The following is an 18,523-nucleotide window of genomic DNA, read 5'->3' on the forward strand; positions in this document are numbered from 1 at the left end:
CCGAGAAGTGAACGACCTTATTTGGACCTCTGAAGCATCGACACTATTTGGACGCTGTTTCCTGCGGTTTTGCCGAGTTTTCCCTGCGGTTTTGTTACTAAAAAATGCGGATGCTTCAGGGGTCCGATTTTGCTCGTTCACTTCTCGGGAAAAGTATTAGACCTCGATTTGCTGGGACGGGGGAGAGTCTTTCTTTGATGCCGGAGATGTACGTTGCGGCAGACCGATTGTCGAAAGTCGGCCGTTCTGCACCCTAAGATTTCCAGAAAGTTAACCATTTTTGACCTTAATAGTTAGTCCTTCTTAACTATTATCCAATAGTGTGCATTAGTAAACTTATTCACTCGGGTGCTGAGGCACCGTGCCGTGTCCAATGCGGCAAAAGGGAGAAGCAACATGAAGAAGCCGACGTTTAACACCCTGCTTGTCGGTGGCGGTTTTCTGCTTGGTACGGCTGGCATCAAGCTGCTCGCCAGCGCTCCGGTAAAGAATGCCTGCGTGCATGGCATCGCGTGCGGCATGCTGCCGTCGAGTACATCGTGGCGCACGGCATCACTTCGTTAATCGAAGGGCGTCGCGCCATCATCGGTTCCGCGCACTTTGACCGATACGGATCTTGCTGCGATCGTGCGCCTGCGCCGTATGAGCCAGGGCCTCGTTGATCGTCTGACGAGCTCCTACTCTAAGGTGATGCACACCAACTCGGCGCTCTTGGCACTGGGCAGTACCGGCGCGATTGCCTCGCAGGCATCGTCGCTGCCGCACAACGGCTCGACGATCGCCTACAGCCTGAGCAACGCGAAGGCTTACCTGCGTTAACAGACGTGTTTGCCCACGTTATCTGGCCTGCGCCCAGACGGCATCGGTGTCGTCCGGGCGCAGGCCTTTTGCATTTGACTCCAATTGATAGCGTCTCTATATAGTGTTGCTATCGAGGATAGCAATTGAAGGGAGCGAGATCGACGTGGGTGCTGCTAGCGGCATGGCGCAGGTGAACGTTCGCGTGGATCGCCAGGTCAGGAACCGTGCCGAGGAAGCGCTGCGGCTTTCGGGCGGGACACTGCCCGAGCTCATCAAAAAGGTGGTGGCCAAGGTAGCGCAGGGTGGCGGTTCGTGCGAAGAGGTGTTGTCGGCCGTTGACGACCAACCGCCTAGTGCTGGTGGCACCTCGCCGTTTGTCGCATCATGGGCGGCGGTGGATCGGCTTTACGCGGACCTGGGCATCGATACATCATCTGCGTCTGATGACCGCAGCTGGGACACAATCTATTCCGAATCCATGGATGAGCATTATCGCCAAAAGGGGATGATCCTGTGAGTGGAGGCCCCCTTAAGATTATGGTGGACACCAACGTATGGGTCGATTCGTTTTGCGCCGAGCATACCGAGTCGCTTGCCGCGCGCGTTTATTGGGCAGGCGACGGAGACGGGGGCGTTGCTGTTCTTTCCGGTGCATATCGCCAAGGACGTGCTGTACGTTGTCCAACACGAGCCGAAGCGTAGCGTTCTTGCCGGCGGGGGAGCGCTCGACGAGGCATCTGTCCGTGCAATTGGCGATGCGGCGTTGGCGTTTGTTCGGAACGTGACCGAAAACGCCACGGCCGTGGGTGCAGATGCATCGGGCCTTTGGCTGGCCGACAAATACTTAGCGCTCCATCGCGATTACGAGGACAACTTGGTGCTCGCCGCGTGCAAGCGCGCGCAGATCGATTACTTGGTGACCAACAATCGCAAGCTGCTCGAACATGCCGATCTTGCAGCAAAGACCCCGCGCCAAATGATGCCGATTCTAGCTTTGGCCGAACGTGGTGGCGCGGCTATCGGTTAGCGCGAACTGTTTGCGTGGCCTTCGGAACGTCGGCGCTCAGAAGGCCACGCATCCTTTAATTACAAAAGCGCTGCCTTGATGACGGGAGCTTCGACGAGCTTCTCGGCGGCCTTTTCGTCGGAATCGTTTAGTGCTGCTAGACTGCGGTAGACCCACTCGTTGACCTGGGTGTTCTTGACGCCTGCGGTCTGCATAAGGGCGCCTACCTCGCGGATTGCTGCGAGCAGATCGGCTTTGGGACCTGCGAGCTCGACCTCGATGCCGTGGTAGGCGGCCACGCCGCGGTTCTCGCTCACGTGGTCGATAAAGCCCGCGACGGTCTCAAACTGCTGGGCGAGAGCTGCATCGTCGTCAGCGTCCAGCGCAACAAGGGCGTTCGATACCGTGAGGGCGGGATGTCCACAGGGGACAAAGCCTTCGATGACATCCATGGCTTCGGTAATGGTTGAGCCCAGGCCTACGAGGGCATTGACGAGTTGCTGCTTGGTATCCATAACGGTCCTTTCGACGGGTCAATTTTGCTTGGCGAAAATATACGTGACGCGTTCAGTGGCAAAAATGCGAAGTATGGCGCACATTAGGGTCTTCACAGCTCGTGCATAGAGCAGCTGTCTGCCTTTAGAACGTGGTAAGATAGCTATCCACGAGCGGGGTTTACCCCGCGTGTTCCTTGAAAAGTCGACGGTTATCGGGTGTTTGCAGGCCCGATACCATCCAGACTTTCCCAACATTCGGGGGCGACTGGTTTCGACACGATAGCTCTGAGAGAGGAAGCAAGCCGAGGTCTCCTCGCCTCGTTAAACAGGGGTACCGTCAAATTGAATTGACAACAACTCTTCTTTTGAGCCTATGGCTCTCGCTGCTTAGTTTATAGCGGCGCGTCAACCCGGTGATTTCCCCGACACCGGCGCGACGTCATGTTAGGGGAATGCTCCCGCGCACGTAATCGGTATGGCGCGGGCTAAGACCGAACCGGTTGGGATGCCGCGAGCGTGTCGCTGCGCGCAAAGCGTCCGAGACTAAACCAGCGACTGAGCTTGGAGATGCCAATCAGGGGGCTTTCGTGGACCGGAGTTCGATTCTCCGCGCCTCCACCAATAGTTACAGGCAGGTAGGTAAACGCACCTACCTGCTTTTTTATTACTTATAGATACCGCGGAGAATCGAACTCTATGCAGGGCGCGGGCGTAAAGAAAACGCGTAAGCGTTTTTAGCCCGCGGGCGAGGACGCCGGCAGGCGGCCGAAGCCGGTGCGGATTTGCGAAGCAAATACGCGGATTCTCCGCGCAAAGCCTCGACCCTATATAGATGCGATGCCGATCGGATGACAGCCGGCAACGCCCTGCGCCAGCGTCATCCCCGCACCGCGGAGAATCGAACTCTGTGCAGGGCGCGGGCGTAAAGAAAACGCGTAAGCGTTTTTAGCCCGCGGGCGAGGACGCCGGCAGGCGGCCGAAGCCGGTGCGGATTTGCGAAGCAAATACGCGGATTCTCCGCGCAAAGCCTCGACCCTATATAGATGCGATGCCGATCGGATGACAGCCGGCAACGCCCTGCGCCAGCGTCATCCCCGCACCGCGGAGAATCGAACTCTGTGCAGGGCGCGGGCGTAAAGAAAACGCGTAAGCGTTTTTAGCCCGCGGGCGAGGACGCCGGCAGGCGGCCGAAGCCGGTGCGGATTTGCGAAGCAAATACGCGGATTCTCCGCGCAAAGCCTCGACCCTATATAGATGCGATGCCGATCGGATGACAGCCGGCAACGCCCTGCGCCAGCGTCATCCCCGCACCGCGGAGAACCGAACTCTGTGCAGGGCGCGGGCGTAAAGAAAACGCGTAAGCGTTTTTAGCCCGCGGGCGAGGACGCCGGCAGGCGGCCGAAGCCGGTGCGGATTTGCGAAGCAAATACGCGGATTCTCCGCGCAAAGCCTCGACCCTATATAGATGCGATGCCGATCGGATGACAGCCGGCAACGCCCTGCGCCAGCGTCATCCCCGCACCGCGGAGAACCGAACTCTGTGCAGGGCGCGGGCGTAAAGAAAACGCGTAAGCGTTTTTAGCCCGCGGGCGAGGACGCCGGCAGGCGGCCGAAGCCGGTGCGGATTTGCGAAGCAAATACGCGGATTCTCCGCGCAAAGCCTCTACAAGGTGGAGTAGTCAATTTGGGACGGGGCTATTTTAGCTACCCCTATAAGCCAGTCGATATTAGTTCCGGTCCCCAATAATTCGTCGACAGCCAAAGGGCAGCTAAAATAGCCCCGTCCCAAATTGACTACTCACGTTGACGCCTCAAGCGGAAGTTGCATCCCAGAATCTACGCTCAGAATGGGATGCATTTTCCGGATAGGTTGTTGGCGGAAAGTCCATCCCGGAATCGCCCCCCAGAACGGGACGTGCTTTCCGCCAGTCGCCCCGTCCTCCTCAACTCCAAAACCCATGCGCTCTCCATCTCAAAACTGGGTAGAAGAAGGCCAAAACGAAACAGTAGGAGGTCAACATGACGGCAGAAGATAAGGCAAAGAACGCCGGCAAGGTCGCGCTCGTCTTGGAGGGCGGCAGTTTTCGCGGGCAGTTTACCGCGGGCGTGCTCGACGTCCTCATGGAGGCTGGCGTCGAGATTCCGGCTGTCTACGGTGTATCGGCCGGCGCCCTCAACGGCGTGAACTACAAGTCGCACCAGATCGGCCGTGCCAACCGCATCAACCTGGCTTTCTGCAACGACAACCGCTTCATGGGCGCCGCATCGTTTGCCTCCACGGGTTCCATCGTGGGTTACGACTTCATCTTCAACGATGTCCAGGACCGCTTGGATCCCTTTGACAACGAGGCATTCGACGCGAGCCCCATCGAGATGTACGCCGTCGCGACGGACATGCTCTTTGGAACCGCTGCATACCTGCCGGTCAAAAGCGCCGTGCTCGACCTCGATGCCGTGCGCGCCTCGACGTCGCTGCCGCTGGTGACGCCGCCGGTCGAGATCGACGGGCACAAATACGTCGACGGCGGCGTAGCCGATTCGGCCCCCATCGAACACGTGCTGGAGGAGGCGGGCTTCGATCGCGCGGTTGTCATTGTCACGCAGGACCGCTCGTACGAGAAAAAGCCCTACGAGTTTATGCCTGCCGCACGCGCCCGCTATGCCGACTACCCCTATCTGCTCGAGGCTATCGAGACGCGCCACGACCGCTATAACATCCAGCGCATGCATCTGTGGAAGTATGAGCGCGAGGGCCGCGCGCTGGTCGTTGCCCCGCAAAAGCCTGTCGAGGTCGGTCACGTCGAGCACGATCCGGCAAAGCTTCTCGACCTGTATATTCAGGGTCGCCAGGAGGCAAAGCATCTGCTGAGTGATATCGAGGCATTTGTCGAGCGCTAGCGTCGCGACATCATTACCGATGGACGACATGTGCAGAAAGTCTGGTCAGAGCCAAAATACCTGTTGACTCGGGCGACGAGCGGGGTAATATGGACGGGTTACTTGCAGAGCCCCGTGAATCTCTGTAACAACACGTACTGTACATGGAGGAGTCTAAGTGATTTCGAAATCGACTCACTACGCCAAGCAGGGCGAGGTCCAGCGCAACTGGGTTCTCGTCGACGCCGATGGTGCTGTCCTGGGCCGTCTTGCCACCCAGATCGCAATGATTCTGCGCGGTAAGAACAAGCCCCAGTTCACGCCCAACAGCGACTGCGGCGACTTCGTTGTCGTCATCAACGCCGATAAGGTCCAGCTTACCGGTAACAAGGCCGACACGAAGACCTATTATCGCCACAGCGGCTACAACGGCGGCCTCAAGGCTGAGAGCTTCCACCAGGCTATGGAGAAGCACCCGGAGAAGGTCATCGAGCGCGCCGTTCGCGGCATGCTGCCCAAGACCACCCTCGGCCGTGCCCAGATGACCAAGCTTAAGGTCTACGCTGGTGCCGAGCATCCGCATGCTGCCCAGAACCCCACGAAGATTGAGCTGGAGGCTTAAAGATGGCTGAGAACACCGTTGTCTACCAGGGTACCGGCCGTCGTAAGAACGCCGTCGCCCGCGTCCGTCTCGTCCCCGGCACCGGCAAGGTGACCATCAACAAGCGTGACGCCGAGCAGTATTTCGGCCGTCATCAGCTCGTTGAGAACGCCCTTGCTCCCTTCAAGGTGACCGATACCGCCGGTCAGTTCGACGTTATCGCTCTGTGCGATGGCGGCGGCATCTCCGGTCAGTCCGGCGCTCTGCGCCTGGGCATCGCTCGCGCTCTTCTGAACGCTGGCGACTACCGTGCTGACCTCAAGAAGGCCGGTTTCCTTACGCGCGATGCTCGCGTGGTCGAGCGCAAGAAGTACGGCCTCAAGAAGGCCCGCCGCGCTCCCCAGTTCTCCAAGCGCTAAGGTTTTATCTCCTTACGAGATACAATGTACAAGCGGGGCCTGCCGATTGCTCGGCGGGTCCCGCTTTTCTTTTTCGACTAGGGTGGGCGAGTGCGTTTTGCCCACTTGGGAAGGAGCGATCCTATGCCCCAGAACATCTTTGGCACCGACGGCGTCCGTGGCGTCGCCAACGCCGACCTCTCGTGCGACCTCGCGTTTCGCCTTGGCCGTGCGGCGACCAAGTTCCTCGGTCCGGACATTTGCGTTGGCCGCGACACGCGTCTTTCGGGCACCATGCTCGAGAGCGCTCTGACCGCTGGCATTATGGCCGAGGGCGGTCGCCCGCACTGCTGCGGCGTTATCCCTACGCCGGCCGTGGCGCTGCTCACCGTCCAAAACGACCTCGACGGCGGCATCGTCATCTCCGCTTCGCACAATCCGCCGGAGTTTAACGGCATCAAGTTCTTTAGCAGCAAGGGCATGAAGCTTCCCGATGCCGTTGAAGAAGAGATCAGCGCCTGGGTCATGTCCGAGGAGGCCATGGCTGCCGACACGCTGCCGACCGGCGCCGGTGTGGGCCACATCATCAAGATGAAGGACGCTCGCAAAGCATACGTCGACCACGCTATCAGCACCCTCGACGGCCTTAAGCTCGACGGCCTGGTCGTTGCCGTTGACTGCGGTCACGGTGCTTCCTGCCAGACCACGCCTGCCGCGCTTCAGCGTCTGGGCGCCACGGTCCACGCCATCAATACCGACTACTGTGGCACCGACATCAATGTCGAGTGCGGCTCCACTCATCTTGAGCCCCTGCGCGAGCTCGTGCTGCGCACCCACGCCGACATCGGCCTGGCCCACGACGGTGACGCCGATCGCGTGCTGTTCGTGGACAGCGAGGGCAACGAGATCGATGGTGATTACATCCTGGCCATCTGCGGCTCTGACCTCGCCGCTCGCGGCAAGCTCGCCAACTCCGAGATCGTCTCGACCGTTATGTGCAACTTGGGCTTTTCCATCGCTATGAAGGAACAGGGCTTTGAGATGGTGCAGACCGCCGTGGGCGACCGCTACGTGCTGGAGCGCATGCTCGCGGACGGCGCCGTTATCGGCGGCGAGCAGTCCGGCCACATCATCTTCCTGGAGCACAACACCACCGGCGATGGCCTGGTGACGGCGCTGCAGCTGCTGGCCGTGCTCAAGCGCACTGGCCGCACCCTCACCGATCTTGCCGGCATCATGAAGAAGTACCCGCAGGTGCTCGTCAACGTGCATTCCGACAACAAGGCCGGTCTGGACGATTGCCAGCCCATTTGGGACGCTGTCGCTGCCGCCGAGAAGGAGCTTAACGGTCGCGGCCGCATTCTGGTGCGCCCGAGCGGTACCGAGCCGCTGGTTCGCGTGATGGCCGAGGCCGAGACGCACGAGCTGACTCAGCGCGTCGTTGACGACATCGTCGAGGTTGTCAAGCGCGAACTTCCCTAATGGTCAAAAACCAATGCCAAGTGGTAAACTAGTAAAACTGGTTTTGATTATTGGTATGTCCAAGGGGGAGCATGTTCACTAAAGTCCTAAGGTCTTTTGGTATGCGTGGTCGGGCCCTTACGCTGGATGCTCCCATCTCGGGCGATGTCATTCCGCTTTCCGAGGTTAACGACCAGACGTTTGCCACTGGCCTTTTGGGCCAAGGCGTTGCCATTCGGCCTACGGGCACGCGCGTGATTGCACCTGCGGATGCCAAGATCGAGGCGATTTTTCCAACGGGACACGCCGTTGCGCTCAACACGGTCGATGGCTTGGATGTTTTAATCCACGTTGGACTCGATACCGTTCAGCTTGAGGGCAAACACTTTACCGTGCATGCACAGGTGGGCGATATCGTCCATAAGGGCGATGTGCTTATCGAGTTTGAACGCGAGGCAATCGAGGCCGAGGGCTACGATGTGACGGTTCCCATTTTGGTGTGCAACTCTGTTGAGTTCTCGAGCATCAAGGGCTCCGTCGGCGAGCATGTCGAGGAGATGGATCAGCTCATCGTCGCTCGCGAGCGCTAACTCGTTCGCTTGCCCTTTGGCCTACAATTCAAACACGTTTACGGAGGGCGCCCTTGAAAGAGGGCGCCCTCCGTGGCAAGATGGAAATTGTCCGAGGCTAAAAGGCTTCGGGTCACCGTGGACGGGCAGGGGCCTCGACGCGGCTAGACACGAGATACATACATTACGCGACCTCGCCCTGGTGGCCGCACACGTTGGTTGCGGCCGACGCAGGCCGCGGGCAAGTGCTTGTAAGGGGAGCCTTGCCTCTCTTCTACGAGAAAGGATGCGTAATGAAGATCATTAAAGCTAAAGACTACGAGGATATGAGCCGCAAGGCTGCCAATATCATCTCGGCGCAGGTTATCCTTAAGCCCGATTGCGTACTCGGTCTTGCTACCGGCTCCACTCCTATTGGCGCCTACAAGCAGCTCGCCGATTGGTACAAGAAGGGCGATATTGACTTCTCCGAGGTCAGCACCTATAACCTGGACGAGTATCGTGGCCTTTCGCACGATGATCCCCAGAGCTATCACTACTTCATGCGCGAGAACTTCTTCGATCACATCAACATCGATCTGAATAACACGCACGTGCCCGATGGCTCCAACCCCGATGCCGCCGCTGCCTGCTCCGAGTACGACAAGATCGTCGCTGCCGCCGGTTACCCGGATCTGCAGCTGCTCGGCATTGGTAATAACGGTCATATTGGCTTCAACGAGCCCGATGACCACTTCTCCAAGGGTACGCACTGCGTCGACCTCACCGAGAGCACCATTCAGGCCAACAGCCGCCTGTTCGATAGCATCGACGACGTTCCCCGCCAGGCTTACACCATGGGTACCCAGACCATCATGTATGCCCGCATGATCCTGGTCGTCGCCAACGGCGAGGCCAAGGCTCAGGCTGTGCACGATATGTGCTATGGCCCGGTTACGCCCGAGTGCCCGGCTTCGATCCTGCAGCTGCACACCAACTGCGTCGTCGTTGCCGACGAGGCTGCCCTTTCGCTCTGCGAGTAGTACAATCCGAGCGATTTGTTATTACTTTGTTACAGGCTCCCGTTCTGCGGGGGCCTTTTTTATTATGCATATGCGGGATGGCGGCTAGCTTATAGACTCATGAGCTCTTATACTGCGTCCGTCCGCAATATCTGCCAGCGGAACCAGAATGAGCGCGGACTTTATGGTGTGCATAACATTAGCTTGCCAAAAGCTTGACGGTGGTGCCTCGTATAGCGTGATGCATTCTCTAGCATAGTCTATTCAAAAATGCTACTAATGAGTCGCAAACGGTAGCAGCGCGTAGGCGAGTTGCGCAACAAAATATTACAAGCCCCATTGCGTTACACTGCCAAATGAGTGGGACATGCTGGCAAGCGCATTGACCTGCGCAAAGACCGGTTGGTTGGGGGAAAAGTTTCAATCGGCGCTCGCTGAACAAAAACTTGCCAAATGCGAACCGAAAGACAACCTAAAACTCTGCGTCGTTCGATTTACGGGATGGCTTGGGCTGTCTTGCGATTACGGTGTCCATGTGGTCGAGGTAAGGAGCGAGCATGATGAACGGGCTGAACGATACGGACGATCTCGAATTGGCGCCGTTGGGCACAGGTTATATGGTCCGACGTGATCGCCTGATGAGCGAGTTGATTGTCAAGGGCCGCAAGGCGGGCATTGTGTTGCTCTATGCACCAGATGGGTTTGGGAAAACATCGATATTGCTTCAGTACACTCAGGAAGTCAAAAGCGACCCGACGCGCGGTCTGGTACGAATCATCGAGGCTGACCGCGCGATTGCCCGCGAGGTGTTTATGCAGCTCGAAGTGGTCACAGATGAACTTGAGGACAAACCGCGATCGTTGATTGCGATCGATAACGTCCCCAACCTCGATCAGCAAGATACCGAGGAGCTTATCGATCGAATTCGAGGCCTGCGCACTATGGGGATCGGGGTCTTTGTCACCTGCCGCCCCTCAAATCGCCAGTTGATTCGCGGGCTGGGCGACTCGGTCAAGATCAATGCGCAGATGCTCAAGGTGCATGCCTATGAGTATTCGGCTTGGGCATCGGCGTTCTCGATTAGCACGTCGCTCGATTTTTACCAGCTCACACAGGGTGTTCCCGAGTTGGTTTCGGCTATGCAGACGGGGCTGTACGGAGAGGGCGACGTTGCCAGCTTGCTCGAAAACGAGATTGTCAACGTATACGGTGCGGCACTTGCCGATATGGCATCAATCGATAACGGCGCCCTATTTAACGTGGCATGCGTGATGGCCCTGATGGGTGAGGGCAAGATTGCGGAACTTGAGGCATGCGGTGTCAGGCTTTCCATGCTCGATCAGTCCTATCTTGTTCGTGATTATCCGATTTTTGGTGTCGATCCGGTCGACCGAAGCTTTACGTGCATGGGCACCGAGGATAACGCGCGCCTGAGATTACGAAAAATGGTTGCGGAAATTCGTCCAGAGCTCGTTATGCGCGCGGCACGCATTCTGCTCAAGGCGGGCCGATGCGATGCTGCGATGGATTTGGCAGATGCCTTTTTGGATCGCGACGCCGTCCTTGAGCTTGCTGGACAGTATGGTGTCGATTTGGCTCTGACTGGGCATGGAGGGGATGTCTGTCGCGCGGTACTGAGGACGACGGATGCCGACAAGCCCGCGTTGGAGCCGACGCCCACCGAGGCACTTGGTGTCTATTTGGCGGCGGTAAGCGTTTCGAATACTAAACTGGCCCGGTATATGGCCTCGATTGTCGAACATGCGAGCGCACAGTCGGTCCGCGAGATTGATTTGGTTTCTTGGAAAGTCGCCCAGGTGCTTACGGTCGTCTGTTATGGAGATTGCGAGCTTGGGCTTCCAGCCAATCCTGCTCTTCCAAAAAATGAGGCATCTTGTGCTGCGCTCGATATGCTGTCGGCGCATATCGAGGTTAAGAGCCGGCTGACCGAACAGGCGAAAGACGGCGCAGTACTTTCGGGACTCAAGGCGAACAAGGTATATGATTGCGAACTCGATATTGCAGAGACTCTCATACGGGCAGATCGGATGTTGGTGGAGCTCTTCGATGGGTCCTTTATGGGAATCGATGAGCGTGACGACGAGATGTCTCGAACACGGGAGGCACTCGATGCTCGTGGGCTTAAGGCACCGGCTGTCTGGGTGCGTATGGTGCTGGCGGCACGGCGTCTGCTTGCAGGCCTGCCAATGACTGACGATACGGCGTTTAATGAGCTCGATCGCTTTGCCGTGCGCGTGCGTGACAATCAAATCCAGCTGTTTGGCCTGCTACTTGAAGGCTGGCAGGCGCTCGCCGAGGGGCGCCCGGTCAACGCAAAGTTCCGCGCGGTCCAGGTACTCAAGCTTGCTGACGAGTCGATCGCATACATGCGCGACAACGCGTTGCTGTTGGAGCGTGCATCAAGCCTTCGCAATACGTCGATGGTGTCGGTACGAGAAGAGGCAGAGCTGCTCGACCTAAGTCGGACACAAGTCGGCGGCGCGGAGGCTTGGGTCGTAGCGCTGCATTTGGCGTCTGCGGGCCGTGACAGCGATCTTGCCGCCTGGATGTCTATGAATCGTTCTGGGATTCTGGAGCCAGCGTATCGGCTGTTTGCACGCCTTGCGATGCATTGCCTGGGCGAGCCTGCTGCCAAGATTCGAAAGAAGCTCCCGGTGCGTGAGCTATCGCGATATTCGCTGCGCGACGATTTGGAGGGAGAGAGCGAGCGGCTGTTCCAGGTCGGCGAGGTCGAACCCGTCGACGCTATCGATCATATCGAGATTCGCATGTTCGGCGCGTTTCGTGCCGAGCGCGACGGATTTCCCATCACAGACAAGATGTGGCGTCGTAAGAAAGCGGCAACGCTTGCCGAGCGGCTTGCGTTGGGTATCGATTCGTTTGTCGATCGCGAGACCTTGGCTATGGAACTGTGGCCACATGCCGAGTACAGTAGCGCCCGTAACAACTTGTATTCGACTGTGTCACGCTTACGATCCGCTTTGGGACCCACGCCAGATGGCAAGTCGTGCGTCCTGATTCAAAACGACTGCCTTGGCCTCAACAGGGATTACGTTAAGACCGATGTGAAACTATTTGAGCAGATAAGCCGCGAGATTTTGGGTAATCGCACAAGAGTGCGTGGGCCTCACCTGGTCGAGCTGTGTCTTAAGATCGAACAGCTCTATACCGGACCGCTGTATATCCCCAACGGTTGCAATCCGACGTACTTTTTGCGCATGCGCCGCATCATGCAGTCGAAGTTTATCGACTGCATGATTGTGGGAGCAAGCGCTGCCTTGGAAGAAAACGACCTGCAGTCGGCAATCTGGCTGGTAGAAGCGGGGCTACGTCAGGAGACCGCACGCGAGGACATGGTGCGATGCGCCATGCGCGTGTACGGAGCGGCGGGGAGACGCCGCGATATCGTCGAGCTCTATAGCGGGCATATCCATCATCTTAAGGAACAGGTCGCAGGCGTTCCCGAGCCCGAGACCAAGCGTCTCTACGAGCGTCTGGTCGAAAGCAGGGTCAACCGACCGTTCATTGAACGATAAAAAACGGGCGCCCGCATCATTCGGACGCCCGCAGGCTTGCTCTGTGTGAACCGATCGGCCCTTAGACAAGCTTGATCTTCTCGATATCCTTGCGCGAGGACTCTCGATACAGCGAGAACTTGCGGCCGATAACCTGAACGACGTCGGCGTGGCAGCGCTCGGCGAGTTCCTCGGCGGCCTCGCGGGCAGAAAGGCTGGAGCCGTCCAGCACGGAGCACTTAACGAGCTCGTGCTTTTCCAGGTAGGCGGCCGTCTGCTCGACGGTACCCTCGTTGACATCGGACTTACCGATGATGATGGCGGGGTTGAGGTGATGGGCCATGCTGCGAAGCTGCTTGACCTGGGCTCCTGTCAGTGCCATGGGATCTCGCTTTCTATGTATGGGGCGCCCCGCGATGGGGCCTTAATCTACGTGAGCTGTCCCACGATAGCGCAGGAACGGCGCGGTGTGGAGCGCGTTTGCCAGTTCGCAAAGAATGCGGATGCCGGGCGGGTAGACGATGCATACTTTAGATGGGCTACGGTCGGGGCGCAGAGACCGGCTCCCAGGCAATGAACGCCCATCGGACCTTGCGGATGTGGTCGAGCATGTAACGTCCCTGCGGCACGCCCTTGGATCCCGGCTCGCCGGCATGGGGGTTCTCGATCATATGTTGGGCGATATAGTCGCGCAGACGATCGATCTTATCCTCGTTGCCATGCTCGAGCATACGGGAGAGGTCTGCCACGGCGGCCTCGAGGCTATCGAAGGTGTCACGACGGGGCGATTCAAAATACGTGACCTGCGGTAGTGCACCCATCTGAATAAGGATGTTAAAGGCGTACACAAAACCATTGCTACGGGTAACCGAGGCGCCGATGGCATTCATCACGTGCAGGTCATAGCGCGGGCTGGAGTTGGCGACCATCGTGACAGCACAACGCCGCCGAGCCGTACGGTCGAGCTTGGCAAGCGCGCCTTTTAGGTCGTTCGTAGTAACCGAGCGACTCGCAAAGGCAACATCTACCGCTTTCGCGACCGGTCCAACCAAATCCCAGTCATCATCCCAAGCAAGCTCAAGCGGCGTAATGCGATCCTCGAGCCCATAGTACTCAATGCCAGCATCAAGCGTGCCCAACATAGCAGGGGAAAAATCAGCGGCAATCACGGGATGTCCAGCCTGAGCAAGCGGAATAGCAATCGACCCGGCCCCGCACCCCATATCGAGCACCGACTCGCCGGGATCAAGCGCCAGCAGCTTTATAAAATCTCGGGCGTAGGGGGCAGTCTCCAGTGGACGAAAATGCCGAGCACGTTTGTCCCACTCAAAAGAATCATCAGCCCGACGCCGAGCAGCCTGCAAGCGCATCCATTCGCCATTCCAATCCGCAGAAAGAAGCTTAGATTGAATTACACCATCAGCCACGGGCCATCCCCCTTACAACAAAAAAGCGACTCCTCCCAAAAGAAGAGCCGCAACCAGCATATATCAGAAAGAACCGATCCAATGCCAAACCGCCATACCAGCAAAGTAGGGCAGAAGCGAAGCGACTGCCAAAGGGATAGAACCCAACTGAGGTCCCGTTGTGCGGGAGCCCCGGTGAGGGCAAATATATAAGGTCGATCGCGAGTTCCGCACGAGCCGGAGAGCACTTAATGTGCTCTCCGTGCGAGTCAGGACTGTCCGAGCAGGCGACCTTATATATTTGCCCTCACCGGGGCTCCTCGCCCTGTAACTCCCTGCTAGTTCTTGAGCGAGTTCAGCGGCGCCGGGAAGCGTCCACCGCGGTGGGCAAGCACGGTGCCGGCGTTGGGGTTCACCGGCATGATGGGCGCACGGCCAAACAGACCGCCATACTCGACGCAGTCGCCCACGCCCTTGCCGATGGCGGGGATCACGCGCACGGCCGTGGTCTTATTGTTGATGACGCCGATGGCCATCTCGTCGGCGATAATGCCGGCGATAGTCTCGACCGGGGTGTCGCCGGGAATGGCGATCATGTCCAGGCCAACGGAGCACACGCAGGTCATGGCCTCGAGCTTCTCGAGCGAAAGCGCGCCGGCTTCGACGGCGGCGATCATGCCGGCGTCCTCGGACACGGGGATAAAGGCGCCCGAGAGGCCGCCCACGCTGGAGCTGGCCATGACGCCGCCTTTCTTGACGGCATCGTTGAGCATGGCGAGCGCGCAGGTCGTGCCGGGGCCACCGCAGGTGCCCACGCCGATGATCTCGAGGATGCGCGCGACGGAGTCGCCGACGGCAGGCGTAGGCGCCAGCGACAGGTCGACAATGCCCTTCTCGACACCTAGGCGACGGGCGGCCTCGCGACTCATGAGCTCGCCGGCACGGGTGATCTTAAAGGCGGTCTGCTTAATCTTTTCGGCGACTTCCATCATCGATGCGGAATCGGGCAGCTTCTCCAGGGCTGCGGCCATAACGCCGGGGCCCGAGACGCCTACGTTGATGACGGCGTCGGCCTCGCCACCGCCGTGAACGGCGCCCGCCATAAACGGGGAGTCCTCGACCATGTTGGCAAAGCAGACAAACTTGGAAGCACCGACGGAATCCTCATCTGCCGTAAGCTTGGCGGCATCGATGATGGTCTGAGCCGCCATGAGCACGGCGTCCATGTTGATGCCGGCGCGCAGGCTGGCGACGTTGACGCTGGAGCAGACGCGGCTGGTGGTAGCGAGCGCCTGGGGGATGGACTGGATGACGCGGCGGTCGGCGTCGCCGATGCCCTTCTGGACGAGTGCGGAGAAGCCGCCCAGGTAATCGATGCCGAGCGTCTCGGCCGCGCGGTCGAGGGCATGCGCGATGGGGGTGAGGTCCTCATCCTTGCAGCACGCGGCGATCTGCGCCACCGGGGTGACGGAAACGCGCTTGTTGACAATGGGGATACCGTACTCGCGCTCGAGGTTCTCGGCGGTCTCGACCAGATGCTCAGCCGTGTGCGTCACGTGGTCGTAGATCTTCGTGCACATGCGGTCGAGGTTCTCGTCGCCGCAACCCATGAGCGAAACACCCATGGTGATGGTCCTGATGTCGAGGTTCTGCTCCTCAACCATGCCGCGGGTTTCCGCGATTTCTGCGGGCGTGATCGCCATCCTTGCACTCCTATCTGCCAAAACGAGCATAGTCTTGTCTATTCTAACGTGCCGCACGTGCCAAGTGGCGCATGCGGCACGTTTTGGTGCTCGGTTGTTTCCGTTGTGTTACTGCCCAAAGACCTCTTCGGCGATACGAGCGCTTTCGGCGGCGTCCTTGGCGTAGTAGTCCGCGCCGATCTGCTTGGCGTATTCGTGGGTGAGTACGGCGCCGCCTACGATGATCTTGACGCCCGGCACCTCGGCATGAAGCAGTTTGATGGTCTCCTCCATAGCGACGACCGTGGTGGTCATAAGCGCCGAGAGGCCGACGAGCTTGATGTCGCGCTCCCGTACGGTCTTGAGCACCTCCTGCGGGTCGACGTCGCGGCCTAGGTCAAAGACGGTATAGCCGTAGTTATCGAGCAGCATCTTGACGATGTTCTTACCGATGTCGTGGATGTCGCCTTTGACGGTGGCCACGCAGATTTTGCCCTTGTCGGCAATCTCGCCGGCGGGCATCAGGCGCTTGATGGTGGCAAAACCCACGCGCGCGGCCTCGGCCGAGGCCATGAGCTGCGGCAAGAAGAACTTTCCCTGGTCAAAGAGGATGCCAACCTCGTCGAGGGCGGGGATAAAGTGGTTGTTGATGAGGTCCATGGCGTCGTGGTCTGCCAGCAGACGCTCGGTCTCGGCCGCAATCTCGCCTTTGCGGCCCGAGACGACCATGCGACGAATCGGGTCGTCGTTGCCGTCGGTGCCAGCGGCGGGCACAGTGTCGGTCGATACTGTCTGAGCCGCCGCCGGGTTCGCGGCGATCTTGTACGGATCGGTCCAGCCGGCGTAGCGCTCGATGTATCCGGTCGAGCCCTCGTCCTCAACGCTCAAGACGCGATAGCTGTAGACGGTATCCATAAAGCGCTTGGAGCCCGGGTTCATGATGGGGGCGTCCAGACCCGCGCCGAAGGCGGCAGCCAAAAAGACCGAGCCCAGCAGCGGGCGGGCGGGCAGACCAAAGCTGATGTTCGACACGCCGAGCGCGCATTTGACGCCCAGACGCTCCTTACACAGGGACATGGCGCGCAGGATCTGCTCGGCTTGGCGTTGATTGGTCGAGGCGGTCATGACCAGGCAGTCGATGAGGATGCGGTCCGGTCCGATGCCGTAGCGGGCGGCCTCGGCCACGATGCGCTCGGCGATGGCGAAGCGAGCCTCGGCGGTATCGGGAATGCCGCCTTCGTCGAGCGTGAGGCCGACGACGTTGGCGCCGTAGTGGGCGACAAGCGGAAAGATCTCATCCATGATCTGCTGCTTGCCATTGACCGAGTTGATGATGGGCTTGCCGGCGTAGCGGCGCACGGCGGCCTCGACGGCTGCGGGGTCGGTGGAGTCAATCTGCAACGGCAGCAGCGTGGAACCCTGGAGCTGCTCGGTGGCCTGTTGGATGATCTTGACCTCGTCGATCTCGGGCAGGCCCACGTTGACGTCCAGGATGTCGGCGCCTTGCTCCTGCTGGCTGATGCCCTGGCTTACGACGTAGTCCAGGTCGCCGTCGCGCAGGGCCTGCTGCAGGCGCTTTTTTCCGGTGGGGTTGATGCGCTCGCCGATGACGGCGATCTTGTGGCCGTCACAGGGAAGGTCAACCACGGTCTGGGCGCTCGTGACCGACATGCTGGGCTTGCGGTGGCGCGGGCTGGGCGTGTGGCTGTCGATAAGCGTGCGCAGCGCTGCCATGTGCGCCGGCGTGGTTCCGCAGCAACCGCCCACGACGCTCACGCCGTCGGCGATCATGCCGGCGACGGCCTTGGCGTATTCGGGGGCCTGGATGTCAAAGACGGTGTTACCGTCGTCGTCCACGTGGGGGAGTCCTGCATTGGCCTGCACCATAACGGGCTTGTCGGTAACGGTAAGCATACGTGCGGCGAGCCCTCGGAGCTCGGCCGGCCCCTGGCTGCAGTTGATGCCCAGGACGTCGGCGCCGATGGCGTCGAGCGTGATAGCGGCAACCTCGGGACTCGTGCCCAGGAAGGTGCGACCGTCTTCCTCAAAGGTCATGGTGGCAAAGACAGGCAGGTCGGAGTTCTCGCGGCAGGCAAGGACCGCCGCCTTGATCTCGGCAAGGTCGGTCATGGTCTCGATAATAAAGAGGTCCACACCCGCCTCGACGCCAGCGCGCACTTCCTCGGCAAAGAGGTCATAGGCCTCGTCGAAGCTGAGGGTACCCAAGGGGCGAAGCAGCGCACCGATGGGGCCGATGTCGCCGGCGACGTAGCGGGCACCGGCCGCGCGGGCGCAGGCGACAGCGGCGGCAAAGACATCTGCCACGGTGGCGGCACCGTCGAGCTTGTGGGCGTTGGCGCCAAAGGTGTTGGCGGTGATCACATCGCAGCCGGCCTCGACATACTGACGCTGAATATCGGTAATGACCTGGGGCTCCTCAAAGTTGAGCAGCTCGGGCAGGGCGCCGGCCTTCATGCCGGCCGCCTGCAGCATGGTGCCCATGCCGCCGTCGAACAGCAGGTGCCCCGTGCCCTCGATGGCGGCGCGCAGGCGATCGTCCTTAATGTAAAGGTCGTCGATCGTGCGCGTCTTGTACGTGGCGCCCTTGCGGCGGGCAGCATCAACGGGCGCCGCCAGAGCGGCGCCGTCCAGATCATGAGTGATAAGCGGAGTAAACATCGGGGGCTC

Annotated in this window: 16 protein-coding genes and 1 other RNA gene; 12 read left to right on the forward strand and 5 right to left on the reverse strand. The window is 59.5% G+C overall.

What is annotated here, in order from left to right; translation table 11 throughout:
• Positions 1-396: 396 nt before the first annotated feature.
• From ACTQXO_RS01285 to ACTQXO_RS01300, 4 genes are all read left to right on the forward strand, one after another.
• Positions 397-564, forward strand: coding sequence for a hypothetical protein (locus ACTQXO_RS01285; protein WP_441033554.1), 168 nt, complete (start codon positions 397-399; stop codon positions 562-564).
• 36 nt (positions 565-600) lie between these two features.
• Complete coding sequence (locus tag ACTQXO_RS01290) at positions 601-819, forward strand: hypothetical protein (RefSeq protein ID WP_441033557.1); 219 nt, start codon at positions 601-603, stop codon at positions 817-819.
• Between the two features lie 145 nt (positions 820-964).
• Positions 965-1,318, forward strand: coding sequence for a hypothetical protein (locus ACTQXO_RS01295; RefSeq protein ID WP_441033560.1), 354 nt, complete (start codon positions 965-967; stop codon positions 1,316-1,318).
• A 117-nt stretch (positions 1,319-1,435) separates the two neighbouring features.
• A complete protein-coding gene (locus tag ACTQXO_RS01300) occupies positions 1,436-1,828 on the forward strand; it encodes a hypothetical protein (protein ID WP_441033563.1) in 393 nt (130 codons plus the stop codon).
• 59 nt (positions 1,829-1,887) lie between these two features.
• Here ACTQXO_RS01300 and ACTQXO_RS01305 read toward each other — a convergent pair whose 3' ends face one another.
• A complete protein-coding gene (locus ACTQXO_RS01305; protein WP_441033566.1) occupies positions 1,888-2,322 on the reverse strand; it encodes a hypothetical protein in 435 nt (144 codons plus the stop codon).
• A gap of 239 nt (positions 2,323-2,561) precedes the next feature.
• On the opposite strand from ACTQXO_RS01305, the gene ssrA reads away from it, so the two are divergent.
• The 8 genes from ssrA (at position 2,562) to ACTQXO_RS01345 (ending at position 12,768) form a co-directional block, all read left to right on the forward strand.
• Positions 2,562-2,925: a transfer-messenger RNA gene (gene ssrA, locus ACTQXO_RS01310) on the forward strand.
• Between the two features lie 1,398 nt (positions 2,926-4,323).
• A complete protein-coding gene (locus tag ACTQXO_RS01315; RefSeq protein WP_441032408.1) occupies positions 4,324-5,202 on the forward strand; it encodes a patatin-like phospholipase family protein in 879 nt (292 codons plus the stop codon).
• Positions 5,203-5,359: 157 nt separating this feature from the next.
• A complete protein-coding gene (gene rplM, locus ACTQXO_RS01320; RefSeq protein ID WP_370450665.1) occupies positions 5,360-5,803 on the forward strand; it encodes a 50S ribosomal protein L13 in 444 nt (147 codons plus the stop codon).
• 2 nt (positions 5,804-5,805) lie between these two features.
• Entirely contained in the window at positions 5,806-6,201 is a 396-nt protein-coding gene (gene rpsI / locus ACTQXO_RS01325; protein WP_022094634.1) for a 30S ribosomal protein S9, read from the forward strand.
• A 123-nt stretch (positions 6,202-6,324) separates the two neighbouring features.
• Positions 6,325-7,662, forward strand: a complete 1,338-nt coding sequence (gene glmM, locus ACTQXO_RS01330) for a phosphoglucosamine mutase (protein WP_441032412.1) — start codon at positions 6,325-6,327, stop codon at positions 7,660-7,662.
• A gap of 71 nt (positions 7,663-7,733) precedes the next feature.
• Complete coding sequence (locus ACTQXO_RS01335; protein WP_441032415.1) at positions 7,734-8,231, forward strand: PTS sugar transporter subunit IIA; 498 nt, start codon at positions 7,734-7,736, stop codon at positions 8,229-8,231.
• Positions 8,232-8,503: 272 nt separating this feature from the next.
• Positions 8,504-9,232 (forward strand): glucosamine-6-phosphate deaminase, encoded by a 729-nt coding sequence (gene nagB / locus ACTQXO_RS01340; protein ID WP_427719421.1) that lies wholly within the window; start codon positions 8,504-8,506, stop codon positions 9,230-9,232.
• A gap of 539 nt (positions 9,233-9,771) precedes the next feature.
• Positions 9,772-12,768, forward strand: coding sequence for an AfsR/SARP family transcriptional regulator (locus ACTQXO_RS01345; RefSeq protein WP_441032420.1), 2,997 nt, complete (start codon positions 9,772-9,774; stop codon positions 12,766-12,768).
• A 61-nt stretch (positions 12,769-12,829) separates the two neighbouring features.
• Here ACTQXO_RS01345 and ACTQXO_RS01350 read toward each other — a convergent pair whose 3' ends face one another.
• From ACTQXO_RS01350 to ACTQXO_RS01365, 4 genes are all read right to left on the reverse strand, one after another.
• Entirely contained in the window at positions 12,830-13,129 is a 300-nt protein-coding gene (locus tag ACTQXO_RS01350; RefSeq protein ID WP_427795027.1) for a YhbY family RNA-binding protein, read from the reverse strand.
• Between the two features lie 157 nt (positions 13,130-13,286).
• Positions 13,287-14,174, reverse strand: a complete 888-nt coding sequence (locus ACTQXO_RS01355) for a methyltransferase domain-containing protein (RefSeq protein WP_441032423.1) — start codon at positions 14,172-14,174, stop codon at positions 13,287-13,289.
• A 317-nt stretch (positions 14,175-14,491) separates the two neighbouring features.
• Complete coding sequence (locus ACTQXO_RS01360; RefSeq protein WP_427719427.1) at positions 14,492-15,856, reverse strand: PFL family protein; 1,365 nt, start codon at positions 15,854-15,856, stop codon at positions 14,492-14,494.
• 108 nt (positions 15,857-15,964) lie between these two features.
• A complete protein-coding gene (locus tag ACTQXO_RS01365; RefSeq protein WP_441032426.1) occupies positions 15,965-18,514 on the reverse strand; it encodes a homocysteine S-methyltransferase family protein in 2,550 nt (849 codons plus the stop codon).
• Between the last annotated feature and the right edge of the window lie 9 nt (positions 18,515-18,523).

It is taken from the genome of Collinsella sp. LCP19S3_D5 (genome assembly GCF_052121415.1).
Classification (GTDB): Bacteria; Actinomycetota; Coriobacteriia; order Coriobacteriales; family Coriobacteriaceae; genus Collinsella.

Coding starts and splice junctions, on each gene's coding strand:
- ACTQXO_RS01315 (WP_441032408.1), top strand. CDS start 4,324: ATGACGGCAGAAGATAAGGCAAAGAACGCCGGCAAGGTCGCGCTCGTC.
- ACTQXO_RS01285 (WP_441033554.1), top strand. CDS start 397: ATGAAGAAGCCGACGTTTAACACCCTGCTTGTCGGTGGCGGTTTTCTG.
- ACTQXO_RS01365 (WP_441032426.1), bottom strand. CDS start 18,514: ATGTTTACTCCGCTTATCACTCATGATCTGGACGGCGCCGCTCTGGCG.
- ACTQXO_RS01350 (WP_427795027.1), bottom strand. CDS start 13,129: ATGGCACTGACAGGAGCCCAGGTCAAGCAGCTTCGCAGCATGGCCCAT.
- rpsI (WP_022094634.1), top strand. CDS start 5,806: ATGGCTGAGAACACCGTTGTCTACCAGGGTACCGGCCGTCGTAAGAAC.
- ACTQXO_RS01360 (WP_427719427.1), bottom strand. CDS start 15,856: ATGGCGATCACGCCCGCAGAAATCGCGGAAACCCGCGGCATGGTTGAG.
- glmM (WP_441032412.1), top strand. CDS start 6,325: ATGCCCCAGAACATCTTTGGCACCGACGGCGTCCGTGGCGTCGCCAAC.
- ACTQXO_RS01345 (WP_441032420.1), top strand. CDS start 9,772: ATGAACGGGCTGAACGATACGGACGATCTCGAATTGGCGCCGTTGGGC.
- nagB (WP_427719421.1), top strand. CDS start 8,504: ATGAAGATCATTAAAGCTAAAGACTACGAGGATATGAGCCGCAAGGCT.
- ACTQXO_RS01305 (WP_441033566.1), bottom strand. CDS start 2,322: ATGGATACCAAGCAGCAACTCGTCAATGCCCTCGTAGGCCTGGGCTCA.
- ACTQXO_RS01335 (WP_441032415.1), top strand. CDS start 7,734: ATGTTCACTAAAGTCCTAAGGTCTTTTGGTATGCGTGGTCGGGCCCTT.